Origin of the sequence: Flavobacterium sp. UBA7682 (assembly GCF_002482945.1) — a bacterium.
Taxonomy (GTDB): Bacteria; Bacteroidota; Bacteroidia; order Flavobacteriales; family Flavobacteriaceae; genus Flavobacterium.
Genome location: NZ_DLGY01000033.1, coordinates 168,577 through 192,856, shown reverse-complemented (window position 1 = coordinate 192,856; position 24,280 = coordinate 168,577). Strand labels below are relative to the sequence as shown.

At 36.8% G+C, this 24,280-nt stretch carries 19 protein-coding genes and 1 pseudogene; 2 read left to right on the top strand and 18 right to left on the bottom strand.

Annotated features, from left to right (window positions below; translation table 11 throughout):
• The 5 genes from B3C16_RS09460 to B3C16_RS09440 all read right to left on the bottom strand — a co-directional run.
• Positions 1 to 1,269, bottom strand: a 1,269-nt coding sequence (locus B3C16_RS09460; RefSeq protein WP_414655261.1) for a hypothetical protein, incomplete at its 3' end; no start/stop codon positions are given.
• A gap of 384 nt (positions 1,270 to 1,653) precedes the next feature.
• Positions 1,654 to 2,598 (bottom strand): NAD(P)H-dependent flavin oxidoreductase, encoded by a 945-nt coding sequence (locus B3C16_RS09455; protein ID WP_291131143.1) that lies wholly within the window; start codon positions 2,596 to 2,598, stop codon positions 1,654 to 1,656.
• Between the two features lie 22 nt (positions 2,599 to 2,620).
• Positions 2,621 to 4,228, bottom strand: a complete 1,608-nt coding sequence (locus B3C16_RS09450) for a S8 family serine peptidase (protein ID WP_291131141.1) — start codon at positions 4,226 to 4,228, stop codon at positions 2,621 to 2,623.
• Positions 4,229 to 4,254: 26 nt separating this feature from the next.
• Entirely contained in the window at positions 4,255 to 5,442 is a 1,188-nt protein-coding gene (gene mnmA / locus B3C16_RS09445; RefSeq protein WP_291131139.1) for a tRNA 2-thiouridine(34) synthase MnmA, read from the bottom strand.
• 164 nt (positions 5,443 to 5,606) lie between these two features.
• Positions 5,607 to 6,314, bottom strand: a complete 708-nt coding sequence (locus tag B3C16_RS09440) for a toxin-antitoxin system YwqK family antitoxin (RefSeq protein ID WP_291131137.1) — start codon at positions 6,312 to 6,314, stop codon at positions 5,607 to 5,609.
• 320 nt (positions 6,315 to 6,634) lie between these two features.
• On the opposite strand from B3C16_RS09440, the gene B3C16_RS09435 reads away from it, so the two are divergent.
• Entirely contained in the window at positions 6,635 to 7,621 is a 987-nt protein-coding gene (locus tag B3C16_RS09435; protein ID WP_291131135.1) for a fasciclin domain-containing protein, read from the top strand.
• Between the two features lie 53 nt (positions 7,622 to 7,674).
• Here B3C16_RS09435 and proC read toward each other — a convergent pair whose 3' ends face one another.
• The 9 genes from proC to eno all read right to left on the bottom strand — a co-directional run bounded on the left by proC (position 7,675) and on the right by eno (position 19,441).
• Entirely contained in the window at positions 7,675 to 8,475 is an 801-nt protein-coding gene (gene proC / locus B3C16_RS09430; RefSeq protein WP_291131133.1) for a pyrroline-5-carboxylate reductase, read from the bottom strand.
• 72 nt (positions 8,476 to 8,547) lie between these two features.
• Positions 8,548 to 10,443, bottom strand: coding sequence for a membrane protein insertase YidC (yidC, locus tag B3C16_RS09425; RefSeq protein ID WP_291131131.1), 1,896 nt, complete (start codon positions 10,441 to 10,443; stop codon positions 8,548 to 8,550).
• A 45-nt stretch (positions 10,444 to 10,488) separates the two neighbouring features.
• A complete protein-coding gene (locus B3C16_RS09420; RefSeq protein WP_291131129.1) occupies positions 10,489 to 12,105 on the bottom strand; it encodes a CTP synthase in 1,617 nt (538 codons plus the stop codon).
• A 111-nt stretch (positions 12,106 to 12,216) separates the two neighbouring features.
• Entirely contained in the window at positions 12,217 to 12,453 is a 237-nt protein-coding gene (locus tag B3C16_RS09415) for a DUF3820 family protein (RefSeq protein ID WP_121315002.1), read from the bottom strand.
• A gap of 2 nt (positions 12,454 to 12,455) precedes the next feature.
• Positions 12,456 to 12,860, bottom strand: a complete 405-nt coding sequence (locus B3C16_RS09410) for an OsmC family protein (RefSeq protein ID WP_121312879.1) — start codon at positions 12,858 to 12,860, stop codon at positions 12,456 to 12,458.
• On the bottom strand, positions 12,860 to 14,899 hold the full coding sequence (locus B3C16_RS09405) for a LysM peptidoglycan-binding domain-containing protein (RefSeq protein WP_291131126.1): 2,040 nt from the start codon (positions 14,897 to 14,899) through the stop codon (positions 12,860 to 12,862). The genes B3C16_RS09410 and B3C16_RS09405 overlap by 1 nt, the downstream gene beginning before the upstream one ends.
• 95 nt (positions 14,900 to 14,994) lie before the next feature.
• A complete protein-coding gene (guaA, locus tag B3C16_RS09400) occupies positions 14,995 to 16,524 on the bottom strand; it encodes a glutamine-hydrolyzing GMP synthase (RefSeq protein WP_291131124.1) in 1,530 nt (509 codons plus the stop codon).
• A gap of 92 nt (positions 16,525 to 16,616) precedes the next feature.
• Complete coding sequence (locus tag B3C16_RS09395) at positions 16,617 to 17,954, bottom strand: peptide-N-glycosidase F-related protein (RefSeq protein ID WP_291131121.1); 1,338 nt, start codon at positions 17,952 to 17,954, stop codon at positions 16,617 to 16,619.
• A gap of 194 nt (positions 17,955 to 18,148) precedes the next feature.
• Positions 18,149 to 19,441: a phosphopyruvate hydratase gene (gene eno / locus B3C16_RS09390; protein ID WP_121312875.1), complete on the bottom strand. Its 1,293-nt coding sequence runs from the start codon at positions 19,439 to 19,441 to the stop codon at positions 18,149 to 18,151.
• Between the two features lie 221 nt (positions 19,442 to 19,662).
• On the opposite strand from eno, the gene B3C16_RS09385 reads away from it, so the two are divergent.
• Entirely contained in the window at positions 19,663 to 20,727 is a 1,065-nt protein-coding gene (locus B3C16_RS09385) for a hypothetical protein (RefSeq protein WP_291131118.1), read from the top strand.
• 38 nt (positions 20,728 to 20,765) lie between these two features.
• Here the strand turns inward: B3C16_RS09385 and carA are convergent, their stop codons facing one another.
• From carA to rpsD, 4 genes and pseudogenes are all read right to left on the bottom strand, one after another.
• Positions 20,766 to 21,887 carry a glutamine-hydrolyzing carbamoyl-phosphate synthase small subunit gene (gene carA, locus B3C16_RS09380; protein ID WP_121312873.1) on the bottom strand — a complete coding sequence of 374 codons (1,122 nt, stop codon included), beginning with the start codon at positions 21,885 to 21,887 and terminating at the stop codon, positions 20,766 to 20,768.
• Positions 21,888 to 22,314: 427 nt separating this feature from the next.
• Positions 22,315 to 22,788, bottom strand: a pseudogene (rplQ, locus tag B3C16_RS09375) (50S ribosomal protein L17); the annotation flags it as partial.
• A gap of 61 nt (positions 22,789 to 22,849) precedes the next feature.
• A complete protein-coding gene (locus B3C16_RS09370) occupies positions 22,850 to 23,842 on the bottom strand; it encodes a DNA-directed RNA polymerase subunit alpha (protein ID WP_121312871.1) in 993 nt (330 codons plus the stop codon).
• A 21-nt stretch (positions 23,843 to 23,863) separates the two neighbouring features.
• Positions 23,864 to 24,280, bottom strand: a 417-nt coding sequence (rpsD, locus tag B3C16_RS09365) for a 30S ribosomal protein S4 (protein WP_291131114.1), incomplete at its 5' end; no start/stop codon positions are given.

The following is a 24,280-nucleotide window of genomic DNA, read 5'->3' as shown; positions in this document are numbered from 1 at the left end:
ACTCGCCACACTGACAATGTTTACTGTCGTATTCGCAGTGTAAGTTCCGGTTAAAGTTGCTGTGCCTGTTCCGTTTAAAGTGATTGTTTGATTCGCACCGCCATTGATATTATAAGTAACTGTCGCATTTGGTGTACCGGTAAATGTAAAAGTCGCTGGACTTCCGGAGCACGAAGGTGTTGGACTTACCGATACTGTTGCTGTTGGCAATCCCAAAATTGTAATTGTAACAGTCGATGTATCATTAGCACATAAAGCAGAGGAAACTGTATAAGTAAATACATAAGGACTACCTAAGAGTGTCATAGTAGAAACATCTAAAGTTCCTTGAAATCCATTTGTGGTTAAAATTGGACCGCTCCAAACACCCGTGTTGTCAGGTGTTCCTCCTAATAGATTAAACAGATCAAACGGAATTGTAGTAGCTATTTCATTCACACAAATACTTCTGTTTCCATTACTTCCGGCATCATTGGGTTCGTAAAGATTAACCAAAACCTCAAGCCTAATGCTACTTTCACATGGCGGATCAACAGTAGTTGCATAATAAAATTGTCCGTTAACCAATGGCGTTGAAAGATCTAACGGTATTCCAAAGGCTGATGTTAAATACCAATTATTATTCCCAGAAGCTACTAAATCACCCACAGTTGGCGGGCTCCCTGGAATATTACAAAATTCCTGAACAGCACTTCCCAGCGGCGTCGGAACCAATCCAACATTTACAAAAACAGAAAGTCTGGAAGTCTGACAACCTGTATCCGGATTCGTTTGACTTATATAATATATTGTATTATCAGTTAAAATTGCTGTAGGAGAAAGTGCTGTTCCACCATTGGGTGTAGTATACCATTGTAAATTATTCCCATTGATAACAAATTGTGGATTAGATGGGGTCGCTTGACTCAAACTGGTCACACAAACCCCTTGAAAATTGGCACCGGTTGGCGCAGAATATATTGTAACTGTAACACTCTGCCTTGGCCCACAATTACCGGTATTATCATCGACAAAATAATCCTCTCCATTGATTAATACCGTTGAATTGGTAAGTTGAGTATTTGAAGTTGCAGTAGCATACCATTTAATTCCACCTCCATTATCGACAGCTTGCAAACTGGCAATAGTAGGAGATTGGGTGTCGCAAAAAGATTGCGCAGTATTTGTTACTGTTGGACATTGAGAATAAACGAAACCATTCTGCCCAAATAGTGTTAGTATCAAAACACAGTAGAAAAAATAATTTTTGGCGAGAGTAGTTATTCTCATAAGCAGTTCTATTTAATACAATTTAAATCCGTACAACATCACTCCTTTTCATATGAAACAATAAAACTTCAACCAGAAAGAACATTTAATTCAGTTGCGAATCTATAGTATTAGTCAAAGTAAAATTACCACCACTATATTACTTATAATTTAGGCGACAAATTTTGACTTATTAAAATGTTATAAACAAAATAATCAACATTATTAACAACTTCCTAACAACACAACACAAGCATATTTTACTGACGTACAATCATTTAAAAAAAGAAAACCCAAAAAAAAGAAGTTATTAAGAATTTTTAAGAACCTCAGAAAAATAAAAATTGTTAACAAGATTACACTGAAATGCAATCTTATTAACAATAAATTGTAAAACTAAAATGGTTAAAATATTGGACGTTGTAGTTCTTGCTTGACAAATTCAAATTCAGAAATGATTTCTGCTACAATATTTTCAACTGATTTGATTTCATGAATCAATCCGGCAATTTGCCCTATCTCTAATTCGCCTTCCTCCAAATCTCCTTCAAACATGCCGCGCTTAGCTCTTGCCCTTCCTAAAAGTATTTTCAATTCCTCAGGACTTGGGCATTTTGCATATAATTCTTGGAGATCGTTATAGAATTTATTTTTTATCAAACGAACCGGTGCCAATTCTTTCAAAGTTAATTGTGTATCTCCTTCTTTGGTGTTGATTATAGTATTCTTGAAATTGTCATGGGCCGAACTTTCAAAAGATGCTGCAAAACGAGAACCTATTTGAACGCCATCAGCGCCTAAAACCATCGCGGCCAACATGCCGCGACCGGTTGCAATTCCACCTGCGGCAATCAACGGAATTGAAATTTGTTCTTTCACCATGGGAATCAAGGTTAATGTGGTCGTTTCCTCTCTTCCATTATGTCCTCCAGCTTCAAAACCTTCGGCTACTACAGCGTCAACTCCGGCTTCCTGGGCTTTTAGAGCAAATTTAGAACTGCTCACTACATGCACAACAGTAATTCCTTTCTCCTTTAAGTAACTGGTCCAGGTTTTTGGATTTCCCGCTGAAGTGAAAACAATTTTAACACCTTCTTCGATTATGATTTGAATAATTTCTTCAATATTAGGATACAACATCGGCACATTTACCCCAAAAGGTTTGTCCGTTACAGTTTTACATTTTTGAATGTGTTCTCTCAAAACGTCAGGATACATCGATCCGGCGCCAATTAATCCTAATCCACCGGCATTACTGACAGCACTCGCTAATTTATAGCCACTATTCCAAATCATTCCGCCTTGAATAATTGGGTATTTAATCTTAAAAAGTTGGGTGATTTTATTCATCTAAATCAAAAATGATTGAAATTTAATGCTTGATAATTTTTCCGGATTGTTCCAATGCGTTACTCTTGATTTTATAATAATACATTCCGGAAGTTAAATGCTCGAGAGAAAGTTGTTGGTTAGCACTGATTTCTTTCTCTAAAACCATTTGTCCCAAATTATTATAAAGAGACATTTTAGCTACTTCAAAACCATTAGGGAAAGAAACTGAAATTATAGTATTGGCTGGATTTGGATAAACTAAAAATCTACCTACAACATTATCGTTCACTGAAAGCAAAGCCATATTTAATGCCAATTCAAAATCAGGAATTCCATAACCATATTCGTCCGTAGGATTCAGGAATCTATCTGCGGATTGTTTTACAAAATCAACAATTTGTTGGTTTGATGCCCAAGGAATCGCTTGCCAAAAACTCGCTATCGCACCAGCCATCACCGGACAAGAAAAGGAAGTTCCGCTTGCCGTAACAACATTTCCGGTTGTATTTGCTAAAGTAGTACTTTGTCCTTTGGCCATCACATCAGGCTTTATTCTGCCGTCAAAACTTGGTCCGATAGAACTAAAAGCAGCATACTGTTCATTAAACTGAACGGCGCCAACCGCCAAAACATTAGTCGCTTCGGCCGGAACTCCAATATTTGGATTAGCTGAATTTCCGGAATTTCCTGCACTGGCAACTACTACCATACCTTTACTAAAAGCTATATTAGCCCCTTGAGAAGCAAAAGCTTTATCGCCTGTCATATCAGAATAAGTATAACTGTAATTTGGATTATCATAGCCAAAATAACCCAATGAAGTCGAAATCACATCGGCACCAACCCTATCGGCTTCTTCGGCAGCTTGAACCCAGTAACTTTCTTCTACAGGGTTTTCACTTGAAATATCTTCTGTAATGTATAAATAGTATTGTGCATCAGGTGCAGTTCCAACCAATTGTCCTTCTACATAGCCCGACATGCAAGACAATGCCATAGTTCCGTGGTTGTGAGACGAAAAAACATTGGTATTGCCACCAACATAATTATATCCGCCCAAATACAAACCATTGTTGAACATTCTGTCAAACGGAGTAATTGTATTTACTGCAGAAAAACCTGAATCCATAACTGCAATAATTTTGCCTGAACCGGTAAAATCTTGTTGGTGTAACAAATGTGCATTAAGCATCGAAACTTGATTCAATGAATTGCCATAAGCAAAAGTTTCCTGGGTATCCAATTGTTTATTCACCGAATTAATCGCAGTCTGTAGTGGCATTTTAGCATTCAAAGAATGATCTGCATAGCGAATGTGATTTACAAAAGTCAAACTCGTCAAAGCTTCAATATCGGTAACGTTTCCTCGGATGTGAAGACAATTCAGCCATTTGGATTGGGCTTTGACTTCAATTCCTTCGGCTGCTATAATTTGATCAATATAAGATTGTTCAATGGGTGCATCGCTGACATTCAACGCAATGCCTTGTGCTGTCCTTCTATCCAATGCTTTTTGGGTTAACATGGTCAATGGATTGTCTAAAAAAGTTTGCGCATTGGGTTTGTCATTAAAATAAACCCAAGCATCTTCTTGAGCATATCCTAAAAAACTAAATAGGAAAAATGCAATAAGTAATAGTTTGTTCATCGCCTTTACTTTTGTGATGTGCTAATTTATGAAATAACTCCTGAACCCACTAATTCATCGCCAATATTCCACGCAACAAACTGTCCTTCAGTAATAGCCGATTGTGGTTCGTCAAAAGAAACATATAAACCACTTTCAAATTGGTACAAAGTAGCTTTTTGCAAAGGTTGACGATAACGAATACGCGCTATTACTTCCATGGTTTCTCCATTTTTTAAAGCCAAATCTTCTCGAATCCAATGAATTTCGGCAGGTTGAACTCGTAATGTCTTTTTAAACAAACCGGGATGACTTACACCTTGACCGGTATAAATAGCATTGGTTTTTACATCAGTGGAGATGATAAAAAGCGCTTCTTTGGTTCCGCCCACGTTTAGTCCTTTTCTTTGTCCAATGGTAAAATAATGAGCCCCTTGGTGTTTGCCTACTACTTTTCCGCTATCGGAAGTATAAGAAATCCCTTTGGCTTCAAAAGCCAATTGTTCTTCTAACGAATGGAAAGTTGGTATTTCTTGATTATAAATTTCATCACCAGCGGTGATTTCATAAATAAATCCTTCTTTGGGTTGTAATTGTTGTTGCAAAAATTCGGGCAAACGAACTTTACCGATAAAGCAAAGACCTTGAGAATCTTTCTTTTCTGCGGTAACTAAATCCAGTTGAAGAGCAATTTCACGAACTTCCGGTTTGGTTAATTCACCTATGGGAAATAAAGATTTTGACAATTGTTCTTGTGATAATTGACACAAAAAATAAGATTGGTCTTTATTACCATCCTTTCCGGCTAACAATTGAAAAATTTCTTTTCCATCTTTTTCGATGGTTCCTTTTCGACAGTAATGTCCGGTTGCGACATAATCAGCTCCCAAACTTAAAGCGATTTTCATAAAAACATCAAACTTAATTTCGCGATTGCACAATACATCCGGATTGGGCGTGCGTCCTTGTTCGTATTCGTTGAACATATAGTCCACGATTTTTTCTTTGTATTGTTCGCTTAAATCAACTGTTTGGAAAGGAATTCCCAATTTTTCAGCTACGAGTAGTGCGTCGTTACTGTCTTCTAGCCATGGACATTCATTGGAAATGGTAACCGAATCGTCATGCCAATTCTTCATAAAAAGACCAATGACTTCATAGCCTTGTTCTTTTAACAAATAAGCAGCAACACTGGAATCAACACCTCCGGAAAGACCGACAACAACTCTTTTCATTTTATAGCAGCGAAAATTTTAACTTCGTTCCGTTCTTCTCGTCTTTAGGACGAGATTCGGGTGTTGCAAAGTTAACTCAAAATCCGAATAATTTCACGTTCAGACATCAGTTAAAACAATGAAGTGGTAATCAAAACTTATCTCCTTGGGATAAGACCAATGATTTATTCAGTCGGTTGTTTAGGCATTTTGGGTCTTTTGAAATTTTTGTTTTCGTAGTTCATGTTAACCTCTTTCACCTTTCCTTTTTCAAGGACTTTCCATATACCTACTTTTTTTCCGTTTTTGAAAGAGCCTTGACCGGTTATTTTATTGGTAGCATCTTTGTAAACGGCCAAACCATCCAATTGATCATTTTTATAATTGCTTTCTTCAATTATGACACTGTTTTCGGCATAGCTTTTATACAATCCTTCTTTGACACCATTTTTATAGGTAGTTTCTTCAGCAATTTGTCCGCTCTTGTAGTATACTTTTCTAACACCATTCAATTTACCATTTGCATAAAATTCTAAAGTCATTATTTGAGGAGAATCAAAATGGTAATATTTCCACTCACCTTCAAACTTTTTATTGACAACCTTTCCTTCACTAACCTTACTTCCTTTTTGATTGTAAAAAATGGTATAACAAGAATTATCTTTTACATTGAAATCTCTTGTAGCTATAACAGTTCCTGCTTTAGTATCATCAAAAAATTTAAACAACCCAATTTCTTTACCATGTTCAAAAGTACCTTCATATCGTGGTCGTTTTGACTCTTCAAAAATGCCTTTCCACACGCCATGCTTCTTACCGTTTTCGTCTAATCTGTTAAAATCTTGTGCAAAAAGAACAACTGTTTGTAATAAAAAAAGGAAAATATACTTCATAAGAAATGTCATTGATTGGTATTAAATAAGAGCCACAAATTTAAAGTTATTATATAAACGGAGAATATATTTTTTTAGTATCCGCTGATTGTTAAAAATATTTTAAAACATAGCGTTATTTCTGTTTAACTTTTTGAAGTTAATCAGATAGCAATGAACTACAAAACTACTTATTCTATTTATAAACAACTGTAATATCGACATTTAACTACCTTAAACAAAACTGTTAAAGTATTTATAAATTGTTATTTTGTTTATTCTTCTTCGTTTTTTGTTGAACAATGTTTCATAATTTAGCCGAAACATTAAACAAAATAACCATGAAAAATCTAATCAAAAAAATGTCTATTGCATGTATTGCATTGACTATGTTATCCTGTAGTGATGACGACAACAATTCAAATCAACCTCAAACTATTGCAGAAATTGCAACGGCTAATCCCGATTTCTCAACATTAGTAACGGCACTAAATCGTACTGGATTGACATCAACTCTTGACGGAGCCGGACAGTTTACTGTATTTGCTCCAACAAATAGCGCATTCACTACATTTTTTGCCTCACTTGGTGCAAACGTGAATGTTAATAATGTTGACGTAAATGTATTGAGAAGTATTTTATTAAATCACGTTATCGATTCAGAAATTCTGAGCTCAGCAATTCCAGCTTCAACTTACGTTACTACTCTTTCTCCATTTAGCTCTGCAACAAATTCACCAAGAATTAGCATGTTTGTTCAAAAATCAGGGGCAATTGTGACCTTGAATGGTGGTATTGACAGCAAGGGTGCTGTTGTAACTACTGCCGATGTTGATGCCAGTAATGGTGTTATCCATATTGTAAATAGAGTAATTCAAATTCCTACTTTGGTTGACCACGTGGTTGATAACCCTGAATTTGAAACTTTGCAAACAGTGGTAACAAGTGTTGACCAAGCTGCTGTCTTGACCGCTTTATCCGGACTTACTGCGTCAGCTCCTGCTACTCTTTTTGCTCCAAATAATGCTGCATTTACAACAGCATTGGGCACAGGTGGTTTTGCTAATGGTGCAACTGCTGCTCAAGTTACTAAAGTATTACAGTACCACGTCACTACCGCTGGAAATGTGCGTTCAACTCAACTGACAAATAATCAAGTTGTTCCAATGTTTACAAATCCTGTTCAAAATACAACTGTTATTCTAGGAACCAACACAGTAGATATTCGTGATACTGCAAATAATTTATCGAGAGTATTCCAAGCAGACATTCAAGCTTCTAATGGTGTAATTCACGGTGTGAACAGAGTTTTACAACCTGCTCTATAATAATAAAAATTGTTATGAAAATGAAGGCGCAACTTTAATGAGTTGCGCTTTTTTTATGAACCTAATTCTAATGCTCTGTCGTTCGCCGCTTTAACCGCTTCAACAATCGTGTTTTCTAAACTTCCTTTTTCAAAAACGCGTAGCGCACTTTCAGTAGTTCCGCCTTTGGAAGCGACTTTCGCAATCCATTCTTGGTTGGATAAGGAATAGCTGTTCTGAATCGCCACCGAACCCATAAAAGTTTGATTGACTAGCAATTCCGCTTCCGATTCATTAAACCCTAAATCAACCGCAGCTTTTATCATGGATTGCATGAAATAGAAGACATAAGCCGGTCCGCTACCTGAAATGGCTGTCGCGGCATCAATGAGTTTTTCGTTCTCTACATAAACCGATTTCCCGGTGGTGTTGATTAGGTTTTGAATAATAAAAAGTTCCTTTCTATCTACATTGGCAGAAGCTGTAAAAACCGTCATTCCCATTCCGATTTGTGTTGGAATATTGGGCATCGAACGCACAATCTTGGAACAAGACAATTGCTTTTCTATAGTTGCCAAAGTAATTCCGGCCATGACCGAAAAAATGATTTGCGAATTCTTCAAAAAGGGTTTTACAGCTTGCGCCAAATGACCAAAATCTTGTGGTTTTACGGCTAAAATGATGATGTCAAAATCACCGATTTCTTTAGCCGCTGTAGTCGAAAAATTGCCTTCCGGGATTCCGTTCTCCTTTCCTGAAAAATTACCATTTCTGACCAGAGCAAAAATGTCTTCCGGCTTGATAAATCTCGAACTGATAAAACTGTTTGCATAGGTTTTCCCCATGTTGCCAAAACCGATGATTAGCACTTTCATAGCTGTAAAATAAAAAAACTCTGTTTAAAGATATATTTTTAAACAGAGTTTTGAAAATTTATATTTCGGAAATTATTTCTTTTTGTTTTGAAGCTTTTTTTGCTCTTCAGCTTGTTCCATCATTTCACGCATCTTTTTCTGGAACTTACCTTCCGTTTTTGGCTTGGTTTTATTCTCTTGAATTTGGGCATGAATTTTATCGCTGTTGATAAAGTACTTTTTAATCACCAACATAATTCCGATGGTAATTAAGTTAGAAATAAAGTTATACAAACTCAAACCTGAACCGTAATTATTGAAGAACAACAACATCATTACCGGCGACAAATAAATCATGATTTTCATAATTTTCCCCATGTCAGGCATACCGTCTTGTGGTGGTTGTGCCATCATTTGGTCACCAGAAGTCATTTTCATATAAAAGAAAATCGCTATCGACGCCAAGATTGGAAACAAACTGATGTGATCACCATAAACCGGAATGTAGAAAGGCAATTTAACGATTTCGTCAAATGAAGATAAATCGTCTGCCCAAAGGAATCCTTTTTGTCTCAACTCAATCGCTGACGGGAAGAATTGGAACGAAGCATACATAAACGGAATCTGAATCAATGCCGGAATACAACCAGCCATCGGATTTACACCGGCTTTGTTGTACAACTTCATCGTTTCTTGTTGCTTTTTCATTGGATCTTTTTTGAATTTTTCTCCAATTTCCATGATTTCGGGACGCAATACTTTCATCTTGGCTTGCGACAAGAAAGATTTAAAAGTAATTGGCGACATCGCTATTTTGATTAAGATTGTAAATACAATAATCGCAATTCCCAATCCCATAAACGTACCCAAGAAACCGAATAACGGCACAAAAATAAACTTGTTTATCCAGCCGAAAATACCCCAACCTAACGGGATAATTTCGTCTAAGTTTCTGTCATACTCATTTAATATTTTATAATCCGACGGACCATAATACCAATTCATTTTATAATCCAATTCGCCATTAGCAAACGCTAAAGCAGAAGTTGTTTTGAATTCTTTGGTAAAAGTGGTATCAATATTTTCATCGTCTACCAAATCATTTGATTTCAATTTAGCCGATGCAAAAGGTGTTTTAGTCAATAAAATCGAAGTAAAGAAATGCTGTTTGTAAGCGATATAAGTTACCTTTTCAGGTGTTTCTTCTTTGTCTTTTCCTTGTCCTACATAATCATCTTTTCCGTCTTCATACTCAAATACGATTTCGGCATAACGATTCTCATACGCTATACTTTTCTCGTTTCTGTAGGTTTTCATATCCCATTGGAAATCTGCTGGTTTTGAAGTATTCAGCGCAGTATTCAACCCTTGAGAACGAATGTCAAAATCAAGCATGTAATCTTTTGGTTTCAACACATATTTGTATTCCAAATAGGCATTGGCACTCGACTTTAGTTTCATTGAAAGCACTTGATTTCCGTCAACAGTAGTCAAAGTTGGCTCAAAGAATAAATCTTTGGTATTCAACACTCGGTTGTCTTTGGTTAACAACTGCAAGTTGAAACTGGCATTGTTTTTTTTGATTAATTCAACCAGTTCTTTCGAATTTTTATCGAACTTTTTGTAGTTTTTTAAAGTAGCTTCAGCAATATAACCACCTCTATTAGCAACTTTCAATACCATTAATTCATTCTCGATAGTAGTGAAGTTTTCTTTAGCAGAAGGCAAAGTAGCCGAGTAAGCAAAGCTTCCTAGTGTTCCTTGTAGTTTTTGAATTTTAACCGAATCGGCAACCGAAGTATCTGCTATGGTTTGAGGAACTTCTTTCGTTGTTTCTGCTTTCGCCTTAGTTTCTGCTGCTTTTTCTGTTTTGGCTTTGTCCTGATCTTTTACTTCATCTTGTCTGTTATTGTACATCATCCAAAGGATAATCACGAAGATTAAAGCAAAGCCGATAATCGAATTAAAATCAAATTTCTTTTGTTCCATTTTTATATAATTAAGCTTTAAGCAATAGGCTCTAAGCAATAAGCATTATTTTTTATGTTTTACCATTGCGGCCACAAAGCTAACAAAAATTGGGTGTGGATTTGCAACAGTACTCTTATATTCCGGATGGTATTGAACACCGATGAAAAAAGGATGATTTTTTAATTCGATGATTTCTACCAAACCGGTATCAGGATTTACTCCCGAAGCAGTCAACCCGGCAGCTTCCAGTTGTTTTCTGTATTCATTGTTAAACTCATAACGGTGACGGTGACGTTCTTGAATTTGGCTTTTGCCATAAATTTCATAGGCCAAACTTCCTTCAGTCAAATCACATTTCCAAGCACCCAAACGCATTGTCCCGCCTTTATCGGTGATGTTTTTTTGTTCTTCCATGATAGAAATTACCGGATGTTTTGTTTCCTCATTCATCTCAGTTGAATTCGCATCTTTCAAACCGAGTATATTTCTTGAATATTCGATTACCGCCATTTGCATTCCCAAACAAATTCCGAAAAACGGAATGTTATTTTCTCTGGCATAACGAACCGTTTCAATTTTTCCTTCAATCCCGCGACCACCAAAACCAGGTGCCACCAATATTCCATCTAAACCTTGTAATTGTTCAGCTGCAGAGTTTTCATCAAGATATTCCGAGTGAATGCTGATTACGTTTACTTTAGTTTGATTGGCAGCTCCGGCGTGAATAAACGCTTCTAAAATCGATTTGTATGAATCTTGTAATTCTACATATTTTCCAACCAAACCTACGTTTACGGTTTGCTTCGGATGTTTTAATCGGTGTAAAAAAGTATTCCAGTTTTTTAAATCCGGGGCGGCTTTTTTAGGCAAATTTAATTTTTTTAACGCAACGATGTCTAAACCTTCTTCCAACATCAAATTCGGCACTTCATAAATCGTTGAAGCATCGATAGATTGGATAACGGCTTCACGTTTTACGTTACAGAATAGCGCTAACTTTTGACGCAACTCGTCCGATAATTCGTGTTCGGTTCTGCACACTAAGATGTCGGCTTTAATACCGCTTTCCATCAGCGTTTTTACCGAGTGTTGTGTTGGTTTTGTCTTTAATTCTCCGGCTGCCGCCAAATAAGGAACTAAAGTCAAATGAATGACCAATGAATTAGATTCACCCAATTCCCAAACCAATTGACGCACCGACTCGATATATGGCAACGATTCGATATCACCGACCGTTCCACCGATTTCTGTAATTACGATGTCAAAATCACCTGATTGTCCAAGCAATTGCATGCGGTCTTTAATTTCATTGGTGATATGAGGAACCACCTGAACCGTTTTGCCTAAAAATTCACCTCTTCGTTCCTTTTCAATCACAGAAAGATACACTCTTCCGGTAGTCACGTTATTCGCTTGCGAAGTGGGAACGTTTAAGAAACGCTCGTAATGTCCTAAATCCAAATCGGTTTCCGCACCGTCATCCGTTACGAAACATTCTCCGTGTTCGTATGGATTTAAAGTTCCGGGGTCGACATTGATGTAAGGATCAAACTTTTGTATGGTCGTTCGATAACCTCTAGCCTGTAGTAACTTGGCCAGAGAAGCTGCGATGATTCCTTTCCCTAAGGAAGATGTCACACCGCCGGTAACAAAAATGTATTTTGTTTGTGTTGGATTCATTGTAGATTATGTTGTTGTGTTGTTGTTGTAAAAAACGAGGCAAAAATACAATTATAATTCGATTGTTAGATTGTTAGATCGTTAGATTTTTAGAAAAAACAATCTAAGAATTTAATAATCTTTCTTAGGATATTGCTTTTTGATATTCCGTACCAATTCTTCCAAACCATTTAATTTGAGTTCGTAAACGAGTTGGAGTTGTTCACCGAGTTGTCCTTTTGGGAAGCCTTTTTGGGAATACCAAACCACGTAATACTCAGGCAAATCTATTAGATAGTAACCTTCATATTTGCCGAACGGCATTTTGGTGTGCGCGAGTTTGATGAGGAGTTTTTGTTGGTCGTTCAAAATTACTTCCAATTAAAAACAATTTCCCTTTTGATATCGGGATGCAAACTGAAATGTACCGGACAAGTTAATGCGGTTCTTTCCAAAATGGTTTTGGTTTTTTCATCAGCTTCGATATTCATTTCAAAAGTCACATGAATTTCAGAGATACGTCTAGGATCAGCCGCCATAATCTTAGTTACTTCTGCCGTTGAACCTGTAAAATCGATACCCATTTCACGCGCTTTGATGCCCATTACCGTCATCATGCAAGTGGCAAACCCATTGGCGACAGTATCCGTTGGCGAAAAGGCTTCTCCTTTGCCATTGTTGTCTAATGGAGCATCAGAAATGATTTCGCTTCCGGATTGCAAATGAATAGAAGACGTTCTTAAATCTCCTAAATAGGTAACTTTTGAGGTTGGCATTATAAAGCTTCTTTGATGGTTAAATCGGTGTCGTAGTACAAAATGTAGATGCCGTTATTGGAGTAACCGTAAGTAGCATTTTGGCTGTAATCAAATTTATTTTCCATTTGCTCTGAAGCATCGGTTTGAACCGTTTCTTCGAAAGTTTTTTCTTGAGACAAGCGCAACAGTACATCAAATGTTACATCAAAACCACGAATAGCGTACTGATTAGGGATGATTTTATTGAGCTTTTTGTATTTGGCATCAAACTGATTGGCTTCAACTGTCTCGTTTGGTCTTGATAGCGATGGATACAACAATTTTAATTTGGTCAAACGCGTTAAGGATATCTCTTCAAAATCCAAAGTTTCATTGGGTTCCATGATGACCAATTGCATTTGATATTCTTTTTGAGCAGCCAGCATCGCATTGGTCGTGGCCAAAATCATTCCTGTACTTTCAGAAGCCAATAAAACATAATTCATTTTATCTTTCTGCAAATGAATTCTCAAACTGTCAGCAATAAAAGAACCTTTTGCACTTAACCCAACCAGTTTTGTCTCACTTTGCATTTCCTGAATATATTGTTTGACACTGCCTTTTTTAGCATCAACCACAGCAATAATATTGCCTCCTTTGGCTTTCATAAACTCAAAAATCGAACCACGCATTTGTTCTAAAGACGGCATGGATTGATACATATTGGAATAATTTTGGCCAACTTCTTTCGACAATGGAGAAATAACAGGTGTTTTGGTTGGCTCCACCAATTCGGCTAACTTCTCGACATTAGACTGATAAAATGGCCCGATAATGGCGTCCATGCCGGCTAAATTATTTTGTTGAACCAAATTCGCTACGTTGGAAGTACTTTTGGTTTCTTGAGAATCTAAAATTTTGATATCGACATTCATCCCTAAAACTTTGGCGGAATCTATCGCCATCAAAGCACCGGAATAAAAATCCAAGGTTAAATTCAGAAACTTATCTTTTTTCAAACGTGCTTGAGTAGAATTTACCGTATCGTTTTCGATTCTTGAAATATTAAAAGGCAAAAGTAATGCGAGTTGTTTTCTCGCATTAGTATTTAAATTCTTCATCAAATTGCCTTGCTCCTTTTTGGGGATATTTATTTTTTGACCCATGGGCACGCGTAAAATCATACCTAATTTTATTCCTTTTTTCAATTCAGGATTCAACTGAATTAATTCGGTTTCAGTAATTCCAAAATCGGCTGCAATACTTTGAATCGTTTCTTTGGGCTTGACTACATATTCTTGTAAATATTTTTTACCTGAATTTGGATTAACCTCTTTTGACAGGTCTTTGATTGGTTCAGCCGATTCAACAGGTTTTGAAACAGTTGCCGGAACATTTCCCGAAACCACTAATTTCAAACCAACAGGAAAATCACTTACAATTGCTGGATTTAGTCTTTCCAACTCTTGGATGGTCATACCGTATTTTTTAGAAATACCATATTTGGTTTCCTTGGGTTCAATTATATGATAAGTAGTATTTCCTTTTAGAGTTTCTACTTTTGGTTCATTTTTTACAACAGGTTTTGAAGTCTCTTTTGGCGCCACAATAGGTTTTTCCGTAAGCGGTTTGGCATAAGTCTCTTGACTTACAACACCAGAAGGAATTTTTATCGTTTGCCCAATTTTCAAACCTTCTTTCAACAACTCTGCATTGGCTTCTTTTATTGCGTCAACCGAAACTCCATATTTTCTTGAAACACTAAAAAGCGTTTCTTTAGGTTGCACCAAATGTGTGGTTGGTTTTGAATTGGTTTTAGGTTGCGTTTGCTTTGGAGCAGTGATTGTATTTTCTGCTGTAGATGGCGGAATTAATAAAACGCTGTTCAATTCAATTCCGTTTTGGGAATCTGGGTTTAGTTTATAAATATCAAAAGGAGTAACTTTATATTTTTGAGCGATTAACGTAATAGTTTCTCCTTTGGCAACAGTGTGCTTAACATATTTGTCCTGTCTGGCCATCATAGAAAAGGCTGTTCCAAAGACAAAAAGCAGTGAGAAAATAATTCGGTTTTTCATAAATTGGTCATTTATTTAACGTTAAAGTTAACAAAACTTTTGACTTGCAATGGTAATTCACTCTTTTTTCATTAACTATTTACTGTTAACAAAAACTATTCCCATTCTATTGTTGCAGGCGGTTTTGAACTGATATCATAAACCACTCTGTTCACACCTTTTACTTTATTGATAATTTCGTTAGAGATTTTCATTAAGAAATCATAAGGCAAATGAACCCAATCTGCCGTCATTCCATCAGTTGATTCTACAGCACGAAGCGCTACCACTTTTTCATAAGTACGCTCATCACCCATCACACCAACACTATTGACCGGCAATAAAATAGCTCCGGCTTGCCAAACTTTATCGTACAAACCATGTTCTTTTAATCCGTTGATAAAAACAGCGTCGACTTCTTGCAAAATTCTAACTTTTTCAGGGGTTATTGCACCCAAAATTCTGATTGATAATCCGGGCCCGGGAAACGGATGTCTCCCTAAAAGTTCAGGATCGATACCCAATGTTTTTCCAACGCGACGTACTTCATCTTTAAAAAGCATACGCAACGGTTCTACGATTTGGAGTTTCATAAAATCCGGCAAACCACCAACATTATGATGTGACTTTATAGTCGCTGATGGTCCTTTTACCGAAACGGATTCGATTACATCAGGATAGATAGTTCCTTGTGCCAACCATTTTACATTTTCAATGCGATGTGCTTCATCATCAAACACTTCGATAAAAACACGCCCGATGGCTTTTCGTTTGGCTTCCGGCTCTTCAATTCCGTCTAAGGCAGAAAGAAAACGTTCTGAAGCATCAACGCCTTTTACGTTTAATCCCATATCCTTGTACTGGTGTAATACATTTTCGAATTCATTTTTTCGCAACAAACCGTTGTTTACAAAAATACAATAGAGGTTTTTGCCAATGGCTTTGTGTAATAAAACAGCAGCTACTGTTGAATCTACACCACCGGAAAGTCCTAAAACCACTTTGTCATTCCCAACCTTGTCTTGTAAATCTTTCACACAATCTTCTACGAAAGCATTTGGCGTAAAATTCTGAGGCACTTCGGCAATTTTCACCAAGAAGTTTTCCAAAATTTGCTTTCCGTCCGTAGAATGGTATACTTCGGGGTGGAATTGAATCGCATAAGTTATTTCACCTTCGATACGGTAAGCAGCATTGGCCACGTCTTTGGTACTGGCTAACAAAACTCCATTGGCTGGCAATTGTTTGATAGTATCGCTATGACTCATCCAAACCTGACTATTCAAAGCTACTTCTTCAAAAAAGGCTTCGTCGTCTTTGATGAAAGACAAATTCGCTCTACCGTATTCACGAATATTACTTGGCGCTACTTCACCACCATTGAAATGAGCTAAATATTGCGCACCATAGCAAACAGCGAGTAAAGGCATTTTGCCGCGAATTTGAGATAAATCAGGATGAGGAGCGTCTTCGGCTCTTACGGAATAAGGGCTACCCGAAAGGATAACTGCTTTGTAGGACGATAAATCATCTGGAAAATGATTAAAAGGGAAAATTTCGCAGAATATATTTAATTCGCGAACGCGGCGTGCAATAAGTTGTGTGTATTGCGAACCGAAATCTAAAATAAGTACGTTGTGTTGCATGCGCAAAAGTACTACTCTCGTTTGAAAATAAAAAACGGCAAAAGAAGATTCTTTAAAGGAATTTTCTTTTGCCGCAAATTTATGTGTTCAACCTACTCTTTTACAATCTTCTTGGTTTTCTCACCATTATCCGAATTTACTTTTAGGAAATAGATTCCGTTTGAATAATTTGAGACATCAAGACTAACCTGAGTTTCGTCAGCTACTTTTTTTATTAAAACTCTTCCTTGCACATCATACAATTCTATTGAATTAATCATGCTATTGGCATTAACGGTAATGTTATCTCTGGTTGGATTTGGATAATAATCAAAATCTAACTGAGTAAAACTTTCGACATTCAAAACAGTATTGTCGCCTTGCAAGTATAATGAAACAGGAATATATCCTTGTGCGCCAACAAAAACAGCATCGGGAACAGAGATTACAAAGGAATGATTCCCGGCGCTTAAATTCCCTAAAGCTATTTCACGAATTGGAATAACCGAACCCGGACACCAATTGCTAAAAGATTGCCATTGCGCAGGAGTTCTTGGACTTGCCCCATAAATCCCATTAGGTTGTGTATTGAAAACCCTGTATGGTTCACATGTAGTTTCGCCCGGACGATAAGACAATATCTGATTAGAATCTAAAGAAATATAATGCCATCTTCTGTTGTATTCTTCTCCACCTGAATTGGCTCCGTGATTGGATGTGATCAAATGAAACTTGGCGTTATTGATTGGTGAATCAAGGTTGAAATTAATAGTTCTAACCGTTGTTCCTATTGCATCTGAAGCACCAGTCGCGTAATTATTCAAATCTTTTTTAAAGTTTAAAGGCAAAATAAAAGTGTCATTTGGAATTGTGGTATCTTCATTGGTTACAAATTCTAAAGTGCCAAAAAAGACATCATTTCTTCCGGCACAACCAGCCACTTGGGTATTGGCAGCATAAGGCACACCAAAAACTTCTAATTCAATCCAAAAATCATAAATTGAATTCAGGTAACTGTCCTTTAAAATTTTGGCAGCATTGTTGACTGTAAAAGTATAAGGAACCGAACTTGGCTCGATATTTTTATTCATAAAAGGCGTGATAAATCTGCCTAATTCTATTCGACTTGTTGTATCAGGATTGTAGGTTGCTGCTCCCTTTGGCACTAAAGCCAAATTCACATTTCCGATTCTGTCATAATTATCACAAGCTGCAGTAATCAATACATTTAGTTGAAGTGTACTCCCAACATGATCTAATATATCAGTAGTCAGTTTTTTAGTAAACAAATCGTTTCTCAATCGCATAACATCGGGATCAGTAGGGACATTTACCAATGCAGCATACCCGTCATAGAACAATACATTGTCATAAATCGGGATTGCAGTTTGTGCTTTTGAAGTCAGCATTAATCCAAAAACAGAAAGCACTAAGATGTAATATTTTTTCATAGTTAAGTTGTTATTCCGCTACGCTCCTTACAATTCGGCCGCGCTTCGGCAGTTGTTTCGAGTGCTAAAATAAGAAAAAAATTACGCTTCAAAAGGGCTTATTCTTTTGAATATCAATTAGAACTTATAAAATAAAAAAACACCCAACAAATTGATAAAACTGTTGGGTGTTGACATTTTATAATGATTGAAAATTATTTTTGTTTAAAAGCTCTTACGCCGGGAAAATAGGCCGTATCGCCTAATTCTTCCTCGATTCTTAATAATTGATTGTATTTCGCCATACGGTCTGAACGAGAAGCCGATCCGGTTTTGATTTGTCCACAGTTCAAAGCAACCGCTAAATCGGCAATCGTATTGTCTTCCGTTTCTCCCGAACGGTGTGACATTACTGAGGTATAACCGGCGTTGTGCGCCATGTTTACGGCTGCAATCGTTTCCGTCAAAGTACCGATTTGGTTTACTTTTACTAAAATTGAATTCGCGATTCCTTCATTAATTCCACGAGACAAACGCTCTACATTGGTTACGAATAAATCGTCACCTACTAATTGTGTTTTGTTCCCGATTAATTCGGTTAAGTATTTCCAGCCTTCCCAATCGTCTTCATACATTCCGTCTTCGATAGAAATGATTGGATAGTTCGTAGCCAATGACGCTAAATATTCTGCTTGTTCTTTTGATGTCCTGATTTTTCCGGTGGCGCCTTCGAATTTGGTGTAATCGTATTTTCCGTCGACATAAAATTCAGATGCAGCACAATCAAGCGCTATCATTATCTCGTCACCGAATTTGTACCCGGCATTTTCAACTGCTTTTTTAATCGTATCCAAAGCATCTTCTGTTCCACCGGCAAGATTTGGTGCAAAACCTCCTTCATCACCTACCGCAGTAGACAAATTTCTGTCGTGTAAAACTTTTTTCAAGTTGTGAAAAATTTCAGTTCCCATTTGCATCGCATGCGTAAACGAAGTGGCTTTTACGGGCATAATCATAAACTCTTGGAACGCGATCGGCGCATCAGAGTGTGAACCACCGTTAATGATGTTCATCATGGGTACCGGTAAAGTATTGGCAGAAACACCACCAACGTAACGGTATAATGGCAAACCTAATTCGTTTGCAGCTGCTTTGGCCACTGCCAAAGAAACGCCTAAAATAGCGTTGGCACCAAGGTTTGATTTGTTTGGTGTTGCATCCAATTCAATCATTAATTGGTCGATATGATTTTGTTCGAAAACAGAAACACCCATTAATTCAGAAGCGATAGTCTCATTTACATTCTTAACCGCTTTCAAAACACCTTTCCCCATATAGGCTTTCCCGCCGTCTCTCAATTCTACTGCTTCGTGTTCTCCGGTTGAAGCACCACTTGGAACAGCCGCACGTCCTAAAACACCGTTTTCGGTTACTACATCTACTTCAATGGTTGGATTTCCTCTGGAATCAAGGATTTGTCTTGCGTGAACTTTTATGATAATGCTCATAGTATATTGTTTTTAGATTTTAATTAGGTTCACAAATTTAAGAAATTTAAAAACGAGATTATTAATTATTTGCACAACTTATAAACGCAATCGTTTTAGTTAGAATCAAAACTTCCAACCAATTGGTTTTACCATTAATTATACAACTTTAATAAAATATTAGATAACAATGTACTCTCGAGTTGTGTCTAATTTTACAGTAATAATTAAATACATCTGTCATGAAAAATTCATCTTTTAAAAACATCTTAAAAAACAATTTATCAAGTATACTTTGCTTAATTCTATTGGTTGGCTTTGCTCCTACTTCCTTATACTCTCAAGATTATCGTTATATCAATGCTTACATGGATGACTTTGGAAAGAACGAGATGTTTATTAAGAAATCATTGATGGATTATTCAGTGACTATAGTAGAAACGCAATTGGCTTCAAGATCTAAAGCTACTGCCGGGAAAATTGTAGAGAAATTAGAAAGTATTAATGCCAATTTAAGAAACAACAATAAAGGATTTGAAAACAATACTTTGCTTAGAGACAGTTTTATCAAAATGAACCAAAAAACGATAGAATCATTGCTTAATGGAAGTTTAATTTTAAACGATTATGATTATCAAAGCACTTTGTCTTTGGCGGAAATTGGCGTAAATTTTAATCAAAAAGAAAAAGACCTTGCCAGCTATTATGATGAGATGAAAAGCTACGAGAAAAACAAGAAAGCCTTTGGAACCAAATACAATATCAATTTCAAAAGCAGCAACGGAAAGAATGTATTAGAATACAATGCTTATCAAAATATTTTGTTCTATAAAATCAATGTAATTGACCAAAAACTAACTACTGTAATCAAAGCTAGAGACAAAAAAGGATTTACTGATTGCTTGAACAGCATCACCGTTATGCACGAAGCTACAATGGTAAAAACAACCCAGTACAACGACAATTTTAAAGACAATACGCTTAACAATGCCAATATAAAATACTCCAATTTCATCAATGGTCAAAAAGCAAAATTCGCCAACTTATTTAATGAATATGTAGATGAACACAATGCACTTCAAGTACTAAAGAATTCAAATGCCTCTCAAACAAACGAGACAGTTGCTAACTACAATAAGGTTGTTAGAAATTATAATGCTAAAAAGAATTCGTTTTATGAAGTTTATAATACCATTCAATCTGCCAAAAAAATATTGTATGACAGTTGGTTTGTAACCAATGGTACTTTTCTAAAAAATAACGGAGAATTTGAAAACATCCACAGCAAATATGTTGTTTCTGAATAATTCCCCGTATAAAAATTTAATAAGTAAGAGGCAAAAGTTTACACTTCAAGTAGATTCTTTGCCTTTTTTATGTTGGTTATAAAATCATCAAACAAATAAGAAGAGTCATGCGGTCCCGGACTGGCTTCCGGATGGTATTGTACTGAGAAACAGTTTTTGGATTTCATTCGCATTCCGGCTACAGTATTGTCGTTGATATGGTAATGGGTGATTTCTAAATCAGGATGTTTTTCCAATTCTTCCCTGTTGACCGCAAATCCGTGATTTTGCGAGGTGATTTCTCCTTTTCCGGTCAAGACATTCATTACCGGATGATTGATTCCTCTGTGGCCGTTGAACATCTTGTAAGTAGAAACGCCATTGGCCAAACCAATAATTTGATGCCCTAAACAGATTCCGAAAACCGGTTTGTCTGAAGCTATCATTGCTGCAGCTACTTTAATAACGCCTTCTAACGGTTCCGGATCGCCCGGTCCGTTTGACAAGAAATAGCCATCAGCATTAAAAGATTTTAATTCTTCAAAAGTGGCGTTGTATGGGAATACTTTGATGTAGCAATCTCTTTTGGCTAGGTTTCTTAAGATGTTTCTTTTGATTCCTAAGTCGAGAGCTGCTATTTTATAAGTAGCTTTTTCGTCTCCGAAAAAATATGGTTCTGTTACTGATACTGTTGACGCCAATTCCAAACCTTTCATATCGGGAACGTTGGCTAGTTGTTGTTTTAAATCTTCTATCGGAGTGCCGTCTGTGCAGATTACGGCATTTTGTGCTCCGTGGTCTCTGATGTAACTTACCAAAGCTCTGGTATCAACGTCTGAGATACAGATTAGGTTTTCTTTTTCGAAGTAATCGTATAGGTTGCTTTCTGAATCACGGCGAGAATGGGTAAAGCTGAAGTTTTTACAAACCAACCCTGAAATCATGATTTTATCTGCTTCTACTTCGTTAGCGTTTACTCCGTAATTACCAATGTGTGGATTGGTCGCTACCATGATTTGTCCGAAATAGGACGGATCGGTGAAGATTTCTTGGTAACCGGTCATTCCGGTGTTGAAACAAACTTCGCCAAAGGTTTTACCCGAGATACCGATTGATTTTCCGTAAAAGATAGTGCCGTCTGCTAGCAGTAAGATGGCTTGTGGTCGTGTCGTATACTTCATTATGTTGTTGTGTTGTAGTTGTGCAAAATTAATTTATTGTTGGCTTATATTAAAATGGAATTGTAAAAGTTTATAAACATTCCTTTAGTTTCTCCTCTAGCCCCGATGGACGCGACTACCGTGTAGTGCAAACAGCGGGAAAATGGATGGCTGATAAATCCCGAACCATTCGCTGCTGACTTTAAAACAAAATATTTGTTCAATTCAAGCCAAAAAAAAAGGATAAACAAAACGTTTATCCTTTATATTTAAGAGTGGGCAACCATTAGGCTTGCTCTTCTTTAGATTCTTCGTCAGCCGGAGCTTCCGGAGTTTCGTCTGCTGTAGGAGCTTCTGCTTCAGCGATTGGAGTTTCCTCAACAATCGGAGCTTCAACAACTTCTGCAACCGGAGTTTCAACCACTTCTTCCACCACTGGTGCAGGAGCAGCTTCCACCACAGGAGCTTCCACTTTTTCAGGAGCTGCAGTAGAAGTAGCTTTAGCTTTTCCACCACGACGGCTTTTCGCTTTTTTCTCTTCTTTTTTACCTCCGTTGTATAGTTCGTTGAAATCTACTAACTCAATCATGGCCATATCTGCGTTATCTCCAAGACGGTTACCCATTTTGATGATACGAGTATATCCACCCGGACGATCACCTACTTTTGCAGCTACGTCTCTGAATAATTCAGTTACGGCATATTTGTTGCGTAAGTAAGCGAAAACGATACGTCTGTTGTGCGTAGTATCTTCTTTTGATTTTGTTACTAATGGCTCAACAAATTGTTTAAGCGCTTTAGCTTTAGCGACAGTAGTATTAATACGTTTGTGCTCGATAAGAGAACAAGCCATGTTAGCCAACATAGATTTTCTATGTCCGGTCTGTCTGCTTAAGTGATTTACTTTTTTTCCGTGTCTCATGACGTGTTTTTTTAACCTTCATCTTGCTCAATCCACCTTGGAGAGCAAAATATGAAGTAATTTATTCTTTATCTAATTTGTATTTACCTAAATCCATCCCGAAAGTTAAATTTTTATTGGCTACCAATTCGTCTAACTCCGTTAGCGATTTTTTACCAAAATTACGGAACTTCATTAAGTCGTTTTTGTTGAAAGAAACAAGATCTCCAAGAGTGTCAACTTCGGCTGCTTTCAAACAGTTTAAGGCTCTTACTGATAAATCCATATCTACAAGCTTAGTTTTTAACAACTGTCTCATGTGTAAAGATTCTTCGTCATAAGATTCTGTTTGCGCAATTTCATCAGCTTCTAAAGTAATTCTCTCATCAGAGAATAACATAAAGTGGTGAATTAAAACTTTGGCAGCTTCTGTTAAGGCATCTTTTGGATTGATAGAACCATCAGTTTTGATTTCAAAAACTAATTTTTCGTAATCTGTTTTTTGCTCCACACGGAAGTTTTCAATAGCGTATTTTACATTTTTTACCGGAGTAAAAATAGAATCTGTAAAAATAGTACCAATTGCTGCATTTTGTTTTTTGTTCTCCTCAGCAGGAACATAACCACGACCTTTCTCGATAGTTAATTCCATGTTTAGGTTAACTTTGCTATCCAAGTTACAAATTACCAGTTCCGGGTTTAACACTTGGAAACCGGAGATGAATTTTTGAAAATCACCTGCTGTAATTTGGTCTTTTCCTGAGATTGAGATAGAAACTGTTTCATTATCTACATCTTCGATCTGACGTTTGAAACGTACTTGTTTAAGATTAAGGATAATTTCAGTAACATCTTCAACAACTCCTGAAATGGTTGAAAACTCATGCTCAACTCCTTCGATACGAACCGAAGTAATGGCATAACCTTCTAACGCAGAAAGTAAAACTCTTCTAAGTGCATTACCAACTGTCAATCCGTATCCCGGTTCTAAAGGTCTGAATTCAAACTTACCTTCAAAATCGGTTGAATCGATCATGATAACTTTATCGGGCTTCTGAAAATTAAATATTGCCATAATTTAGACTAATGTCAATTATTATTTGTTGTACAACTCTACGATTAATTGCTCTTTAATATTTTCTGGAATTTGAAGTCTTTGAGGAACGGAAACAAAAGTCCCTTCTTTAGTATCATTATTCCAAGTGATCCACTCATATACATGAGAAGAATTGGCTAATGAGCGCTCAATAGCTTCAACAGATTTAGATTTTTCACGAACAGCAACTTTGTCACCTGGTTTCAAGTGGTAAGATGGGATGTTTACCAATTCTCCGTTTACAGTGATGTGACGGTGAGAAACGATTTGTCTTGCAGCTCTTCTTGAAGGTGCAATTCCCATTCTGAATACAACGTTATCTAAACGAGCTTCGCATAATTGTAAAAGGATTTCACCTGTTACGCCTTTAGAAGCTGCTGCTTTTTCGAAAAGGTTTCTGAATTGTTTTTCTAAAAT

Coding starts and splice junctions, on each gene's coding strand:
- B3C16_RS09410 (WP_121312879.1), bottom strand. CDS start 12,860: ATGCCAACCTCAAAAGTTACCTATTTAGGAGATTTAAGAACGTCTTCT.
- eno (WP_121312875.1), bottom strand. CDS start 19,441: ATGAGCATTATCATAAAAGTTCACGCAAGACAAATCCTTGATTCCAGA.
- B3C16_RS09370 (WP_121312871.1), bottom strand. CDS start 23,842: ATGGCAATATTTAATTTTCAGAAGCCCGATAAAGTTATCATGATCGAT.
- mnmA (WP_291131139.1), bottom strand. CDS start 5,442: ATGAAAAGAGTTGTTGTCGGTCTTTCCGGAGGTGTTGATTCCAGTGTT.
- B3C16_RS09455 (WP_291131143.1), bottom strand. CDS start 2,598: ATGAATAAAATCACCCAACTTTTTAAGATTAAATACCCAATTATTCAA.
- guaA (WP_291131124.1), bottom strand. CDS start 16,524: ATGCAACACAACGTACTTATTTTAGATTTCGGTTCGCAATACACACAA.
- B3C16_RS09395 (WP_291131121.1), bottom strand. CDS start 17,954: ATGAAAAAATATTACATCTTAGTGCTTTCTGTTTTTGGATTAATGCTG.
- B3C16_RS09420 (WP_291131129.1), bottom strand. CDS start 12,105: ATGAATCCAACACAAACAAAATACATTTTTGTTACCGGCGGTGTGACA.
- B3C16_RS09450 (WP_291131141.1), bottom strand. CDS start 4,228: ATGAACAAACTATTACTTATTGCATTTTTCCTATTTAGTTTTTTAGGA.
- carA (WP_121312873.1), bottom strand. CDS start 21,887: ATGAAGTATACGACACGACCACAAGCCATCTTACTGCTAGCAGACGGC.
- B3C16_RS09405 (WP_291131126.1), bottom strand. CDS start 14,899: ATGAAAAACCGAATTATTTTCTCACTGCTTTTTGTCTTTGGAACAGCC.
- B3C16_RS09440 (WP_291131137.1), bottom strand. CDS start 6,314: ATGAAGTATATTTTCCTTTTTTTATTACAAACAGTTGTTCTTTTTGCA.
- yidC (WP_291131131.1), bottom strand. CDS start 10,443: ATGGAACAAAAGAAATTTGATTTTAATTCGATTATCGGCTTTGCTTTA.
- B3C16_RS09435 (WP_291131135.1), top strand. CDS start 6,635: ATGAAAAATCTAATCAAAAAAATGTCTATTGCATGTATTGCATTGACT.
- B3C16_RS09385 (WP_291131118.1), top strand. CDS start 19,663: ATGAAAAATTCATCTTTTAAAAACATCTTAAAAAACAATTTATCAAGT.
- proC (WP_291131133.1), bottom strand. CDS start 8,475: ATGAAAGTGCTAATCATCGGTTTTGGCAACATGGGGAAAACCTATGCA.